Source organism: Candidatus Pantoea bituminis, from assembly GCF_018842675.1.
GTDB classification, from domain to species: Bacteria; Pseudomonadota; Gammaproteobacteria; order Enterobacterales; family Enterobacteriaceae; genus Pantoea; species Pantoea phytostimulans.
Window position 1 is genome coordinate 3250383 of record NZ_JAGTWO010000004.1, and the last position, 14772, is coordinate 3265154.

The window sequence follows — 14772 nt, forward strand, 5'->3', positions numbered from 1 at the left end:
CGTAAGGAACTTAACAATGGCGGTAAAAAACGACATGCACGTCTTGGTGCTGGGTGGCGGTGTATTAGGGGTTTCTAGTGCGTTAGAACTGACAAAGCGCGGTGCGAAAGTCACCTTGTTAACAGAAGCCGCGTTGTGTTCTGGGGCTTCGGGACGTTCGCTGTCGTGGCTAAACTCCGCAGGTGAACGATCGAAGCCTTACCACGCCCTGCGTATGGCGGGTATTGATCGCTATCGTACGCTGTTTGCTGCCGATCCTACACGTGACTGGCTGCGTTTTGATGGCGGCCTTTGCTGGCCTGCCAACGATGTGGCGGGAACACAGGCGCGCCACGCTTACGAAAAAGCGCACGGCTACGATTCGCATTTGATTACGCCCGCTACCGTGGCGCAGGTCGATAAAGGTGTCGATCCGCAAGCGATGGCAGAGGAAGCGATTTTTAATCCCGGCGAAGGTTGGGTCAGCTTGCCGCATTTGATCGCGCATTTGTCTGGGCAGTTTCGTGCGCTGGGCGGTGAAATTATTGAGCACGCCGGCAAAGCCAGTGTCATTGCCGAACAGGGTCGCGCGAAAGGAATCCGCTATGATAAAGGCGAAATAGCGGCGGATGCCGTGCTGGTTGCCTGCGGTCCCTGGACGCCAGATGTGGTCGCGCCGCTGGGTGTCACCCTTCCCAATGGATCGCCGGTTTCCATGCTGGTGATTACAGAGGCAAGCGATCAACCGCTAAAAACTGTGCTGAATACCCCGCGCGCGGCGGTGCGGCCCAATCCCGGCAAGCGTTACGCGCTGGATCATGACTGGTATGAAAACGACATCAAACTGCAAGCGGATGGCACTTATCAGATCGAAGAAAGCGTAGTGGCACAACTGGCGCAGGAAGCCAGCAAGCTGCTGCGCGCTGGCACACCACTGAAAGCGGAAAGCTGGAAGCTGGGATTAAAACCGATCCCAGGCGATGGCGATCCCGTGTTGGGTGAGCTGGAGAAAGTGCCGGGCTGTTTTGTGGCGTTTACCCATTCGGGCGCAACGTTGGCATTGATCGTCGGAGAACTACTGGCGGATGAAATTGTTACCGGAGAGAAGCATCCTATGCTGGCCGCTTTCCGCGCCGAGCGCTTTGGCTAACAAAAGAGCCGGTCATCTCGACCGGCTCTTTTATTTATCCACGGAAGAAAATATCGCCTGATTTACCCATAACAATTTTACCGGTGTCATTGGTAATCAAAATGTAGTTGGCGTTGATGTAAGCCCAATGGGTATTTTCTTGTGGCGCAGGCAGATTACGTTTTTGCCATTCAGTGATGGTGTACGTTTTTTCGGTGTACTGCTGCGGCACGGTATCGCCCACTTTGTACTCTTTGTAATCGATAATGATGGTGGTGAGATCGTAGTTTGGCGTGCCGGTTGGCGCATTCGCATCAGACTGCGCTGGCGTAGTCGGCGTAATGCCATCATTAGATTGTGAAGACGGTGCTTGTGGCTGTGGTGTTGTGGCATCTGGCTGCGCGGCATTAGCATCTGGCTGCGCGTTGGGATCGGCCTGCTGAATTTGCGGCGGCGGCGGCACGGTATCAGTGCCTTCATTGGCGGCCTGAGCAGCGGTAACAAGGCTCAATGAGCCAAACAGTAATCCTACTGAAAGAAAAGCGATGTGAGTCCTGCGCATAATGATTTCCACGTTGAATTAGTATGAGTAACAGTAGACCAAGAGATAGACATTCTGTACAGCAACTCAGTTCCCTGCACTTTTCAGCTAAGTGTAAGGAAACGCGACGCTATTCCCCGGCTAGCGCTGATTAACTCGCGCTTTAGCGGCCAAATCCACCAGCAAGGCAATGCCCAGATAATTGCTCCAGTTAAACGCATTCTGTAACACCACAATGGCATTCCCGTTACGTTTATCGTAGCCAATAAAACTGGAATAACCGCCAATATAACCCACCTGATAAGTAATTTTTTGGCCGTCCAGCTCATCGGTTACCCAGGCGATATTTTGTGCCTGCGTGCCGTGCTGATACCAAGGACGATTTACCGCCTCGAAAGCCTGATTTAAGGCGGGATTATCCGTTGCCGCTAAATGCGCCTGCAAATAAGTAATCAGATCGCGTGCGTTGCTATAAAGGCTGGCCGCCGCCACCATGTTACCTTTGAAATGCCAATCCGGCGTCAGCGTACCGCGGGCAATAAATTTGGGCTGATCGCCTGCATGGCCCAGCGCACGCCAGGGATAAGCAGCAAGTTGTTCTGGCTTGAAGCTGCTTTGGCTCATCTGTAGCGGGGTGAATATCAGGTTTGATGCCAGCGTCTGAATATTCTGGTGAAAACGGTGCTGTAGGATGTAGCCAAGCAGCGCATAACCGAGATTGGAGTAGTGCGGCACCTGCACTGCGGGTGCGGAGAAATCCGCCAGATATTCCAGCAATGCATCGCTATCAAGGCTGCCATAGAAGTTTTCACCGTTCCCCAGATAGCGCATAAACTGGCGCAGCATCGGCAAATCCATATCCTGACGCGGTAAGCCAGACGTGTGTGTTACCAGCTGCAACAGCGTAATGCGCTGTGCATCTGCGCTTAGCTTCACACTATCTGGCAACAACGCTTTTAGCGTGTCATTCCAATGTAGCTGGCCCTGATTCACCAATTGGATAATGACTTCTGCCGTCACGCCTTTACTTAGCGATCCCAGCGCAAACAGCGTATCAGGGGTGATCGGATAACGGTGCAGATCATCCGTAACGCCAAAAGAATAAAATTGCGCCGGCCCGCCGCGATGGATAATCGCAATGCTGATGCCAGAAACCTGTTTCTCCTGCATGTAATGACGCACGATGTCATCAACGTTTTCATGAAAGGTGTCATGCATGAGATAAACCCGATCGCCTACCGGTGCAGAGGTTTGCGACAGCGTGCCGCAGGCAGAAAGCAGGAACGAGCAAAATACCACCGCTAAAAACCGCAGTAACAGGTCGCCCCACAGCGTATTCTGCGCAGTGAGATAGCGGGCAAAAAAGTGCGTCAAACTGTCCATCCTGGTTAAAGCAAAAATGCCCGTTTATCGTTTTTTGGTGAAGAGGTTAGGCGGTCAATAAAACATCGAATGCGGCGCAAGATACCATAAAGCGCAACAGCGCTGTAGCGCGGTTTTGGCGTTAGTTTGCCTGCTGCAGCAAGGCCAACGTTGGCTGCTGCACCCGCTGCAACAAAGTCATCGCCTGCTGTTCTGAACGAATATTGGTGTAACCAATGATCAGGCCATAGCGTTTCTGCGTCTGCGTGTACCATGCCGACAAAGAAAACACCTGCAACTGCTGCGCCTGCCAGAGTTCTGCCAGTGCGACATCCTGCGTGCCGCGCCGCAAAAACGCGACAATGTGCATGCCACCATCACTCAGTTCATAGCTGAACGTCTCAGGAAACAGCCGGTTAAGCGCGTCCAGCATCAGGCGGCGGCGCTGCTGATAAAGCGTTCGCATTTTTTTAATGTGCTTGTAGAAGTGTCCCTCGCTGAGAAATTGCGCCAGGATCTTTTGCGGTAGCAGTGACAAGCCCGTTTCTGTGATTTCGCCCAACTCTTTAAAGCGAGAAACGGTCTCTTTTGGCATCACGATATAGCCGATCCGTAGCGCGGGCATCACCGTTTTACTGAAGGTACCGATGTAGATCACCCGATCGTCATGATCGAGGCTTTTCAAAGCCGGGATCACCTTTTGGTGTAGTGAAATTCGCCGTCGTAATCATCCTCAATGATCCATGATTGATTCTCTTGTGCCCATCCCAGCAACTGATGTTTACGTGGCAATGAGAGCGTGACTGCCAACGGGCTGTGATGCGTTGGCGTGGTAATCAGGAAACGCGCATCCGCATGATACCGCAGCAGATAATCAACGTTGATCCCCTGACGATCAACCGGCGCATAATGCAGGTTAGGCGCAATACGCTTCAGTAATTTCTGACCAAAAAATAGCCGGGATCTTCAAATATCACCTTGTCGCTCGGCTGCGCCAGCACCTGCAGAATCAGCCGTAAATTGGCGCGATAACCGCTGGTGATAAACACCTGCTCTGGCTGACAATCGAGACCACGTGAAATGTTTAGATAACCGGCGATGGCTTCGCGCAGCGGTGCGTAACCGGTTACTGGCTGGTTCGTCATCTCTTCCGGGCGCAGGCTGCGCGCCACTTTGCCGGAAATCAGTAACCATTTTTTCAGCGGAAACTCATCCAGCGAGGGAATACCCAGCCGCATTTCCCCAGGATTATCACGCAATCCGGTTAGCTGGTTTAGGCTGCTGTCTGCTAACGGCGCGGGTTCTTCGGCTGGCTCTCGTCGCGAGATCACCAGATCGGGATTTACGCGCGTGCCTTTCGCGCCCTGACTGACCAAATAACCTTCACCGATCAACACGGCGTAGGCCGCTTCAACGGTTTTTCTCGCCACCTTTAACTCTTCAGCCAGCACCCGAATGGCGGGCACTTTGTCGCCCGGCTTCAGCGCGCCCGCCATAATCTGTTGGCGATAGCGCGCGTAGATCTCTTTATAGCCCACGCCTATGTCCTACCTGTTTTCATCAGTTTTGACCCTTTTACCTCAGTCATATCTCGCTAAGATGCCTGCATTCGTTGCGCCATTACCAGCACAACCGTACATCTTGAAGAGGAAAAGTAATGAAACTGCTGCATATCAAAGTCAGTCCTGATCTCGCAGGTTCCGCCTCGCGTACCGCTTCATCTTATTTGGTAGACAAACTCAAGCTGCGCCATCCCGCCTTGGTTGAAACCGTGATTGATCTTTCCCGCGATCCGTTACCGCACCTTGATGCATTCACAATCGGCGCATTCTTTACCCCCGCTGACAGCCGGACCGCAGAACAGTGCGAGGCAATCGCAACATCGGAGCATCTGGTTGATCAACTGCTGGAAACGGATCTGCTGGTGATCGCATCACCGATGTGGAACCTCGGGTTGCCATCGGTCCTTAAAGCCTGGTTTGACCATATCACCCGCGCTGGGCGCACCTTCGCCTTCACGGCCGAAGGCAGCAAGATTGGCTTGGTGAATAACAAACAGGTTTATTGCGTGGTTGCCAGCGGCAGCGTTTTTGCCCAAGGACCTTTCATGCAGGACGATCAGTTCACGCCCTATATTCGCACCGCATTGGCTTATATCGGCATTGACGATGTGAAGTTTATTCGAGTCGACGGCACACACGATCCTGTGAGCCGTCAAACCGCCTTACCTCATGCATTGCAATGCATTGATCATCTGTTTAATTAACTGAGGGCACCATCATGACATCACGTGTAAATCACTTTAAAACGATTCCTGGCTTGGTTAAATCGCTTAGCGACGTCACCCTGGCTTCACATAAAAGCGCCATCGACAGCATGATGAAGCACCTGATTGATATCCGTGCTTCACAGTTAAATGGCTGCACCTTTTGTGTCGATATGCACATCAAACAAGCCAAACTGGACGGCGAACGCGAACTACGTATTTATCATGTTGCCGTATGGCGTGAATCGCCGTTATTTAGTGCGAAAGAGAAAGCCGCATTGGCATTAACTGAAGCGCTAACGCGTATAAATGCGCATGGGGTTTCGGATGAACTTTATCACGCCGTGAGCGAGCACTTTTCAGAGGTCGAAATCTCAGAATTGGCGATGGCTATTTCCGTCATCAACAGCTGGAACCGCCTGATGGTGCTTTCACAGATGGAGCCTGGCGCGCTGGATAAAGCGTATGGCCTGGATCGCGCTGATTTAAATTAATCGTTTTATACCCGGTATACTTTAAGCTTGGGTGCAGAGGCGACGCGCCTTGCTGCACCCTTAAGTATGGCGGGTATATACCTGACGTTGAGTGGATAGGCGTGTACACTGCTGCGGTTTTTTCTGATTAATGAAATGCCCGGGAGGCAACCGTATGAAAGAAGGCCCACTGTCCGAGAAAGAGCTGGAATGGCTTGAAGAGATGCTGGAAAAACACGGCAGTGAAGCGTCGATACTGGATGTCTCTGAATTGGACGGCCTGTTGACTGCCGTGCTTTCGGGCCCGACAACGGTTGAACCCAGCGAGTGGCTGGTCGCCATGTGGGGCGGCCAAAAGCATATTCCGAAATGGACCAACGAGCGCGAGATGACGCGCTTTATGGAACTCTGCTTTCAGCACATGAACGACATTGCCGATCGCCTTTCCGAGTTCCCGGAGCAGTTTGAACCGGTATTTGGCATCCGCGAGATGGAAGGTCTGGAATTCACCGTCGTGGAAGAGTGGTGCTTTGGCTACATGCGCGGCGTGGCGCTGACTGACTGGTCTGCCCTGCCACAGGAGCTGCAGCCAGCACTGGATGCCATCGCTCTGCATGGATCTGAAGAGAACCTTGAGAAAATTGATGCGCTGTCGCCAGACGAAATGGAAGCCAGCATTGATGCCATCCGCCCTGCTGCACTGGCGCTGCATGATCACTGGATTTCACAGCCAGAAGCGATTCCAATGGTGCAAAAGCCGATCGTGGCAGATAAGTTGCCAGGCAGGAATGATCCCTGCCCATGCGGCAGCGGGAAAAAGTTTAAGCAGTGTTGTTTGCACTGACAGGATTTGAGAAAGGCTGCCGATGGCAGCCCTTTTTTATTGGGTTACTCGTCTCATCCTTAAAACCAATAAAATGCGTGAGACAGAGGTTACTGTTGGCTTCTCATTAGGGCATCGTAGTGGTCTCTTATCACCCCTTACTTCAGCGCTTCATGCTGATATTGATACTCCACCGGATAGCGTTGACCATCGATCTCTAAGTCCCGCCACGGTTTTTCTACGCTATTGAGCTTGCCCTGCTTTACTGCCTGTTCAAACACTGTATTACTGACCGCCGCTGCAATTACCCCTACTTCGTCCCAACGATCTTGATAATGCGCATACACCGCAATCTGATGCCTTTCGCGATTAAAAAGCAGCACTTCCGGTTGCCCGTCGCCATTCAGATCCATCGCCCACACGGTGCAATCGGCCTTGCTAAGCAAGCAGGCGCTAACACGATAATTGTTATTATGGTGTTCCGTTTGCCACCAATCTTCGGGTGGCGAAGCGCTATCTGCCCGCTGTGTAATCCGCTCACGCAGCATTTTACTGCCTGCTTCGGGTGCCGCTTTGCTGTGCATATTGCCTTGCCATGCGTACAGCAATCCCGGCTCGGTTAACCATTCTGGATGCTGCTGCAACAGTTTCAGCGCCTGCTGTCCTCGTCGCCCGGCGCTGCTGAACATAGAGAGATCATCCTCATCCGCTTTCTGCACCCCTTGTTCGAGTCGCGAAAGCTGGTTATTGACGCTGATACGATAAGGATCGATAACCGGGCTGTGCAGCAACAGCCAGCACAGCGCCGACAGCGCTAATATTCTGGCGGTGAGTTGATCAACGCTGATGCTTTTATGCCAGGCTTTGCGGCGCAATCCTGTACAAGCGAAAGTCCAGAGCAGCGCCAACGCCACCATGACTGCTGCCGTTACGCGATCAACCGTCCAGCCATATTGCGCCACACGCAACCCTAAGGTGTAACAGGCTAATCCAGCAAAAACCGGCGTCAGCCATTGCGCCAGCACCACGATTTTGTGCAGCCACAGCGGAGAATTTAACGTTTCGTCATCACCAGAACAGACTATCGCCGTCATGATCATCATCGCTACCGCCATGCTGGTAAGCAGCACGGTAGAGGAGACTTGCTCAGGAATGATCGCCAGTCCAGTAAAGGGCAGCGACGCCAGGAACAGCAGCGATACCAGCGCGTGCATCACCAGCATGGCGCGCATCAGCAAAGTGATTAAGCGGCGAAACATCTGGCTGATAGTGAATTGCTGACGAGAGAGCACAATCCCGGCAGCGATCACCGCGCCTGTTGCAATTGGCGGGAAAAAGTCATTTTTAAAGAACAGCCATTCAAATATTTTAATGCCGATCAGATTAAACAAGCCGCTCCAGAACACCAGCAGCAGCCACAATACGCCGGTGGCTAATGCGGTGACCAGCAGCGCAAAGCTGTTGCCCCCCAGCGCCGCAACGATTGCAGCCGCAGGACGCGGCCCTTTTTTAGTCGTCCAGACTTGCAGTAACGGCATCAGCAAATAAAGCCAGAGCACCGCCACCGAGATAATTCGAATATTGCCGATCGTCTCATTATTCCAGCGCAACCAGCCAGTCATCAAAGCCAAAAATGGCAACACGGCTAACGCTGCCAACCAACTCACCCGCGATCGTATTTGAATAGCCGTGCAGGCAACGACGCTGGAAAAACCAAGCGCGAATACTTTCAGATAGATTTGTGTGGAGTCAGAGAAGAGGGTTGTTTCAGCGACGGCCCATAACAAGCCTGCCAGCACGCCAAGCAGAACAATCCCCCAGCGGGTTTGAGATGAGATTGCAGTGGTGCAGTTCATAACAGAGTCCTTTGTTGTGAAGAGCGGAGAAAGGAATCATAACTCTACGGGGAATATCGTCGCCTGGCTTTTGTTAAAAAGGCGACATCCCTTTGAAAACGCCTCCTTCACTTTTTTGCCACCCTGAATAGCTCACCGCTTTATGCAGGCTTACCCAAGGTGAATTTTCGCAAACATTATGCAAAGCTGTTACGTGTTGCAGTAATTTGGAAGCCGACTCGCAAATCGGCTACGCCACAGGACACGAAACATGCATTTTTATCAGGCCGATCCTTCGCTGGAAAACTACTGGCGCGGCGTTATTCTGTTTGGCAACAACGTTGCTTCGTATAAGTTTGCCCTCGCCCACGCGCTTTATGATCTGCACTCGAAGGAAAAAGAACGTATTACGATGGATGAACTGGCGCACCCGTTTAGCCAGCATTTATGTCGCCATCTCGAACACGCGCCAAAACAAATAACCGTTAAAAGCAGCCAGTTTATTGATGCGTGCAGCCGATTTAATCGCGGTGAAATCAGTGAAGATGATCTGCTCAATGTGACGGTTAAGCGTGGATTTGCCAATGTGATTGATGCCTTTCATAACGTCAACCGTGCTGAAATTGATGTGCGATTCTTCGTCGATGAACGCAAAAGCCATAAAGGAATTCGCCTGACGGATGCATTTTTCAAACTGACTGAAACCCAACAATTCCAGAACCTGATTCATGAAACCGATGCTCGCTGGCGCTTAGTGGAACGTGCATGGGAAATGGGCGTGTCGAGCCATTTGCTGGCGATAGAATATGACGATACTCAGCAAATATTGTTCACCCGTAAAAACGATCGCCGCGTCGATATCACCAGCTGCCGTAACAGCCTGAATGGCTATCAGAAAGGTCGCTGCTTTTATTGCTTCCGTCCGGTGAGTCTGGCTAGCGGTGACATCGATTTAACCGATGTCGATCATTTCATTCCTTGGTCAGCACGCGATTACGTGGCAAATATTAATGGTGTGTGGAATCTGGTATTGGCCTGCCAAAACTGTAATCGCGGCAAAGAGGGGAAATTTGCACATGTGCCCTCCCAGCTGTTGTTAGAACGATTACATAAGCGTAACGAGTACTTTATTAACAGCCATTTACCGCTGCGTGAAACGCTTATCAAGCAAACCGGTAAAAGCGACATTGCACGCCGCAGCTTTCTCAATACCGCCTGGCAATCTGCTCGCAATAATAAGCTGTTCCATATCTGGCATCCTCAAGCTTGTGGAGATGAACTTTTTGACCACGCAAGATTTCTATCAGCGCAATGCGCAGCAATTTTTTGATGATACCGTTGCGGTTGAGATGTCTCCGGTTCGTGATCGCTTCACGGCATTGCTGCCTGCCGGGGCGCGAGTTCTGGATGCAGGTTGCGGATCAGGGCGCGACGTAAAAGCATTTTTTGAGCGCGGTTTTGAGGTTGAAGCTTTTGATGCCTCGGCTGAATTAGTGGCGCTAGCGAGTGCTTATAGCGGATTGGCGATCCGGCAGATGCGATTTCAGGATCTGCATGCTGAAGCACGTTACGATGGAATTTGGTGCTGTGCTTCCTTGTTGCATGTGTCTTTGACTGAGCTGCCATCGGTGATGAGAAAAGTGGCAACGGCCCTGAAACCAGGCGGCATACTTTATGTGTCGTTTAAATATGGCATGGGCGAGCGGGAAAAGCAGGGACGTCAGTTTACGGATATGAATGAGGCTGGGCTAATCAAGTTAGCGCCTGAATTGCAGGTTATCGACACGTGGACCAGTGAGGACCAGCGGCCTGATCGCGTTGAGACGTGGTTGAATGGCTTGCTGAAATCTAAGCTTTGACGTGATTCGGAGTAGCAAATTTCCCGTAAAGTCGGTTTGAACAAGCAGTTCAGCAAATGCCTAAGCTGAATTCCAGATACAAAAAAAGCCACTGATTTAAAAGAAAAAATAGTATCACAAACTCACGCACTCCCCCTTATATGCCCCGCAATTTTTTTGTCTAAATCTTCATAGCTATCCACTTCCTGAGTTCTTTTTATGCCCGTTTCAAAGAGACAATAGGCTGAATGACGACGATTTTTTCTACCCGCAGAAACCCATACACTCATTTTCATTTAAAGAAGGTTTTATGGCATATCCTTCACACTGCTCACTCAAAATATTTTTGCATTAAAAACAAAAAGTTAGCTAAACCCAATCGATACAGAGTGGAATTTAGTGTTCATCAGGGTTTGCAATTTTTTGGCTTTCATAATCTGGTTCAACATTTCTGCCTTGAAAGTTGCCCCTCTATTACACTGAAGAGTAATTATTCATTTGAGAGGCCATCAGGGATGGATCAGAGTTCTGGCGGTCGACATCGTGCTTTTGATACGGCGATAGTATGGCAGGACCGTAATGATATGGTCAGGCAGGCGCTATTCGTAAGTATTCCCTGGTTCACGTTTGTGAACGTCAGCTTTGCTCTAATCATTTTTTTCGCAATGTCCTCATCAGCGGTTTTGACCGTTCAATCAGCGACCAGGCAGAAATACTTCCTCTCATTAATGGCATTGCGGTTGGCATCATTGCTTTCTCCTTTTTACTGGCATTTTTTATCTATCGTCTTCCAGCCAGATTTACACCAATAAGTATGGGTTTATTGCTGATTCTCAGTTTGATGTGGAGCTACTGCAGCTATCATTTTATCGTCTGGTGGCACCTGCCATTTGCCTGGCCCCTCAGTGTGATCCTTATGCTCACCGCGCTGGCTGCGCTTTATTATCACCCACCTGCTCTTATGCTATTCCTGACCCCATTATGGTTAACCGCTTTGCTGGCAAGTATGCAACTGAATCAGGGCATCAGCGTGCGATTCTTACTGGTCTGGCTCATCCTCACAACCATTCTCATTTATGGCCGCTATATCCTGCAGCGCTGGTTTGATGAAGCCTGGCGTCGTTATCAGGAGAACCGGATGCTTATTGCAATGCTTGATGTTATGGCGCATCAGGATGCACTCACCGGGACAGCAAACCGGCGGTCAATGGAAAACTATCTGGATGACGCTATCCGCCAGGCTTTGCCGTTTGCACTGATCATGCTCGATGTGGACTATTTCAAACGCTACAACGACCATTACGGCCATCAGGCCGGGGATGATTGTCTGGCAAAAGTAGCCGGCGTTTTGAAATCGTCGGTTCGCACGCCGGCAGATCTGGTAGCACGCTACGGAGGGGAAGAGTTTGTGGTCGTGCTGCCAACTGCCTCTCTGGACGAAGCTGCTCTGGTTGCAGAGCGTATCCAGGCGAGTCTGCATGCAACAGCGCTACCGCATCTCGCATCAGAAGTCAGCAATAGAGTCACCGTCAGCATGGGCATTGCTCTTTCAGGCAGCAGTGAGAGTGCTGCCGGAATTATTAAACGAGCTGATAACGCGCTCTACCGGGCAAAGCAGCAGGGTCGTAACCAGTGGGCAAAGCAAAAACCTGCTTAATCCCTATCGCGAACGGTCAGAAGCATCCTGGTTCGCAGGAGGCGTAAACCATTTCGATTTTGTCACGATCACCGGCTGCTCAGGCTGACTGATGAAGTTAGGAGACATGATCTGCACGCCGAATTCGTTGAACACATCCTGTATATGGCCGTGGAGAATACTTCTTACCCCAGCCAGTGATTCTCCCGCCTGAAGCCGGACCTGGAGTTCATACGCCACATACCAGTCCTGCAGCGCCAGCTGGCGCACCAGCGGGGAAATGCTGCGATTAATCCCCGGTGTGCGACTGGCGGCAAGCTCCAGCATCGCTTCAACCTGCCGCCAGGGCGTGTCATAACCAATGGTGACGCTGGTCGTCATGTTAACGCCGTCGCCTTTCAACGTTGCGCTCAGGTTCACAATTCTGCCGCTGACGACAACCGCGTTGGGAACCGTAACCTCGTAGTTCTCGCGGGTCAGAATTTTAGTTGCCAGCATGCCCACCTCGCTGACGACGCCCTCATGATCGGCAATCCTGATAACTTCGCCTTTTCGCAGTGCGCGAGAATAGGTCAGCACCAACCCGCTCATAGCATGGTTCATCACGCCTGCCGATCCCAACGTCAGCATCAGCCCGAAGAAAACGCTTATCCCTTTGAAGGCGAGCGAGTTAGCCCCGGGTAAAAACGGATAAGCCGCCGACAAGGCGAATAACCAGATGACTACGCTGATCAGTTTACGGGTGACGCCAACGGTATCTGGATGCAGGCCCGACAGGTGTAACTGCCCGGTCTCGACTCGCCTGAGCACCAGTCTGAGCAATCGCGTCACCAGCGCCGTTATGAGGAAGATGACCACAACAATCAGCATGCCTGGCAGAGCGGAAAGTATGGCCATGCCCAGGCGTTGCAACAGCCCTAGCGCATAACCTCCCAGCTCCATGCCCCAAATTCGCGTCCAGGGAAACAGCCGCAACACCCAGCTGACCCAGATGTAAAATGACACGAGGAAAGCCGAGATAAGAACAATGGCATACAGCCTTACCTCAATGGGACCGAGAAAGGCGCGCAGTGCGCCAGGAATGATGCTTTTCCGCTGAGCACGCCTTACGGCATATATCCGTTTCAGCCAGGCGTAGGAGCGCAGGGCAAACAGGATGAATGCGAGCAGTAACAGGGCACCCAAAAGCTTTTACCCGCTGAGAGCAGCAGGTAACGCGATGAATACTGCTCAGACAATGATTGTCGAAGTGTGTCCAGACGGAGTCTGACGCGTTCCGCCGCCTGCGCAAGCGTCAGATCATCCCCTTCATCCAGGTCATTCTCAGCGAGCAACATAAAAGGTTTGCCGTTGATAGAAAAAAGCACGGCTGGCTGTCGGTAGCGCGTCACATTGTGCATCTCTACCGACTGAGCGAGGTCATTATCATTGAGCGAGCGCAATATCGTCACGATTCGCTGGACCCGCTCCTCTGGCGTGGTAAGACCAAATTTTGCCTGCAGCATCACTACTGGCTGATTAAGCAGATATAACGTACGCGCTTTTTCCTGCGCCGAGGGAGCCTGACGCGGCTCCGCGCCTAGCGCATCTTGTAACGTGAAGAACAACAGACAACCGCATATACACATCACCGCTTTAATCATTTTGCCTCCAGAAGCCGTACTTTGCCTGGCGGTAAATCCATCCGTAAGGCAGCCGTCAATGCGTATTATTGAAATTGCCAGGTATACGAAATCAGAAAGCGTGTATCGGGATCGTCCAGATAGGTGTTGTTGTCCATAACGAACGTCAGAAGGTTTACTGAACTGTGCTCATCAAACCGATAACCTGCGCCAAGCCCGCCAAAATAACCCCGGTAATTCTCCCCCTTCTCATTTTTTGATCCATAAGAGCCTGCCGCAAAGCCGATCATCGTAAGTTCAGGCGTCAGCGGTCGGAGGGTAAAGGCACCAAGATACCCACTGCTGCCGGAGGTGGTGATCGTGCTGAATCCATACTCGGAAGGAATACCATCGGCGAACTGAGGCGCTTTACAGTCAGCTGCATTTCCGGTGCTGCAACCGGTTATCTCACCGGTGTTGTAGGTGTATCTGGCCATTGGGAATATCTGGAAACCGGCAGGTGCGAAGCCGAAATGGCTAAGTGGTACAAAGGTTCCAATGGAATAGTTAGTCTGCGTTGCACCATTGGTATATTCGTTTTTGCCAAAATTAAAGTTAACGATGCCTACCGGAAACAGCCATGATCCGCCCACGCGCCACTCGCTGGCATCACTGTTAACACGTGCGTTCAGTTTTTTTGCCGGGTCCAGCGCGACCGAGCCTGAGAAAGAGAGATTGCTGTCGTCCATGTCATAGGTGTCCGACCACGAGACACCTACTTTGGTCGTCACCTTGGTCGGATCATCATCAAGCTTGTCGCGATTGTCGTTAACTTCTGCGCCAAGCGCCGCCTGGCTTGAAATCAACAGCCAGAAAGTCCCACTCCATGCATTCCGTACATGACGCAACATAGTTAACCTCCGGATAGCATGCATTTATTCGCGTGATAGCATATTTAACCCTGGACTCTGCTGGTTACTGCGGGCATTTGACCTGGCTCAGGAAGGTCTGATAACGCTTTTGATTGTTTTCGGTCAGCGCTTTTACGGCTGACAGCACGGCAGAATTATCATGGGTGCTGTCCAGAAAGCGTCTCTGCAATTGTTCATCGGTTACCGTCGTCGGTATCTGACACTTGTGGCGCAGGTCATCGGTAATCTTCTGCTGCCTCAGCGCAAAGGCCAGGTTTTCATAGGCGGAGTTAGCCAGTGCGGGCGTTTGTGACAGCAGCATCAATACGATCGGTATCAAGTATTTCATTCTTATCTCCCGGCCCGTTTCGGCCCTTT

Annotated in this window: 11 protein-coding genes and 3 pseudogenes; 7 read left to right on the plus strand and 7 right to left on the minus strand. The window is 51.5% G+C overall.

Annotated features, from left to right (window positions below):
* Window positions 1-16 precede the first annotated feature (16 nt).
* Window positions 17-1129 (plus strand): NAD(P)/FAD-dependent oxidoreductase, encoded by a 1113-nt coding sequence (locus KQP84_RS19120; RefSeq protein ID WP_215847721.1) that lies wholly within the window; start codon window positions 17-19, stop codon window positions 1127-1129.
* Between the two features lie 34 nt (window positions 1130-1163).
* On the opposite strand, the gene KQP84_RS19125 is transcribed toward KQP84_RS19120, so the two are convergent.
* The 3 genes and pseudogenes from KQP84_RS19125 to pdxR all read right to left on the minus strand — a co-directional run bounded on the left by KQP84_RS19125 (window position 1164) and on the right by pdxR (window position 4555).
* Window positions 1164-1670 carry an RcnB family protein gene (locus tag KQP84_RS19125; protein WP_215847722.1) on the minus strand — a complete coding sequence of 169 codons (507 nt, stop codon included), beginning with the start codon at window positions 1668-1670 and terminating at the stop codon, window positions 1164-1166.
* A gap of 120 nt (window positions 1671-1790) precedes the next feature.
* A complete protein-coding gene (locus KQP84_RS19130; RefSeq protein ID WP_215847723.1) occupies window positions 1791-3032 on the minus strand; it encodes a serine hydrolase domain-containing protein in 1242 nt (413 codons plus the stop codon).
* 121 nt (window positions 3033-3153) lie between these two features.
* Window positions 3154-4555: pseudogene (gene pdxR, locus KQP84_RS19135) on the minus strand (MocR-like pyridoxine biosynthesis transcription factor PdxR).
* Between the two features lie 113 nt (window positions 4556-4668).
* Here pdxR and KQP84_RS19140 point away from each other — a divergent pair.
* From KQP84_RS19140 to KQP84_RS19150, 3 genes are all read left to right on the plus strand, one after another.
* Window positions 4669-5277 carry an FMN-dependent NADH-azoreductase gene (locus KQP84_RS19140; RefSeq protein ID WP_215847724.1) on the plus strand — a complete coding sequence of 203 codons (609 nt, stop codon included), beginning with the start codon at window positions 4669-4671 and terminating at the stop codon, window positions 5275-5277.
* A 14-nt stretch (window positions 5278-5291) separates the two neighbouring features.
* A complete protein-coding gene (locus tag KQP84_RS19145; protein WP_215847725.1) occupies window positions 5292-5771 on the plus strand; it encodes a carboxymuconolactone decarboxylase family protein in 480 nt (159 codons plus the stop codon).
* Window positions 5772-5925: 154 nt separating this feature from the next.
* The gene (locus KQP84_RS19150; protein WP_215847726.1) at window positions 5926-6594 is read left to right on the plus strand and encodes a YecA/YgfB family protein; all 669 of its coding nucleotides are present in this window, start codon (window positions 5926-5928) and stop codon (window positions 6592-6594) included.
* Between the two features lie 137 nt (window positions 6595-6731).
* On the opposite strand, the gene KQP84_RS19155 is transcribed toward KQP84_RS19150, so the two are convergent.
* Entirely contained in the window at window positions 6732-8429 is a 1698-nt protein-coding gene (locus KQP84_RS19155; RefSeq protein ID WP_215847727.1) for a DUF4153 domain-containing protein, read from the minus strand.
* A 250-nt stretch (window positions 8430-8679) separates the two neighbouring features.
* On the opposite strand from KQP84_RS19155, the gene KQP84_RS19160 reads away from it, so the two are divergent.
* The 3 genes and pseudogenes from KQP84_RS19160 (at window position 8680) to KQP84_RS19170 (ending at window position 11903) form a co-directional block, all read left to right on the plus strand.
* Entirely contained in the window at window positions 8680-9738 is a 1059-nt protein-coding gene (locus KQP84_RS19160) for an HNH endonuclease (RefSeq protein ID WP_215847728.1), read from the plus strand.
* Window positions 9692-10267, plus strand: coding sequence for a class I SAM-dependent methyltransferase (locus KQP84_RS19165; protein ID WP_252515310.1), 576 nt, complete (start codon window positions 9692-9694; stop codon window positions 10265-10267). The genes KQP84_RS19160 and KQP84_RS19165 overlap by 47 nt, the downstream gene beginning before the upstream one ends.
* Before the next feature lie 494 nt (window positions 10268-10761).
* Window positions 10762-11903, plus strand: a pseudogene (locus KQP84_RS19170) (GGDEF domain-containing protein).
* A 3-nt stretch (window positions 11904-11906) separates the two neighbouring features.
* On the opposite strand, the pseudogene KQP84_RS19175 reads toward KQP84_RS19170, so the two are convergent.
* The 3 genes and pseudogenes from KQP84_RS19175 to KQP84_RS19185 form a co-directional block, all read right to left on the minus strand.
* Window positions 11907-13525 (minus strand): annotated as a pseudogene (locus KQP84_RS19175) (mechanosensitive ion channel family protein).
* 65 nt (window positions 13526-13590) lie between these two features.
* Window positions 13591-14394, minus strand: a complete 804-nt coding sequence (locus KQP84_RS19180) for a hypothetical protein (RefSeq protein ID WP_215847730.1) — start codon at window positions 14392-14394, stop codon at window positions 13591-13593.
* A 64-nt stretch (window positions 14395-14458) separates the two neighbouring features.
* Window positions 14459-14743 (minus strand): YicS family protein, encoded by a 285-nt coding sequence (locus tag KQP84_RS19185; RefSeq protein ID WP_215847731.1) that lies wholly within the window; start codon window positions 14741-14743, stop codon window positions 14459-14461.
* Window positions 14744-14772: the final 29 nt, after the last annotated feature.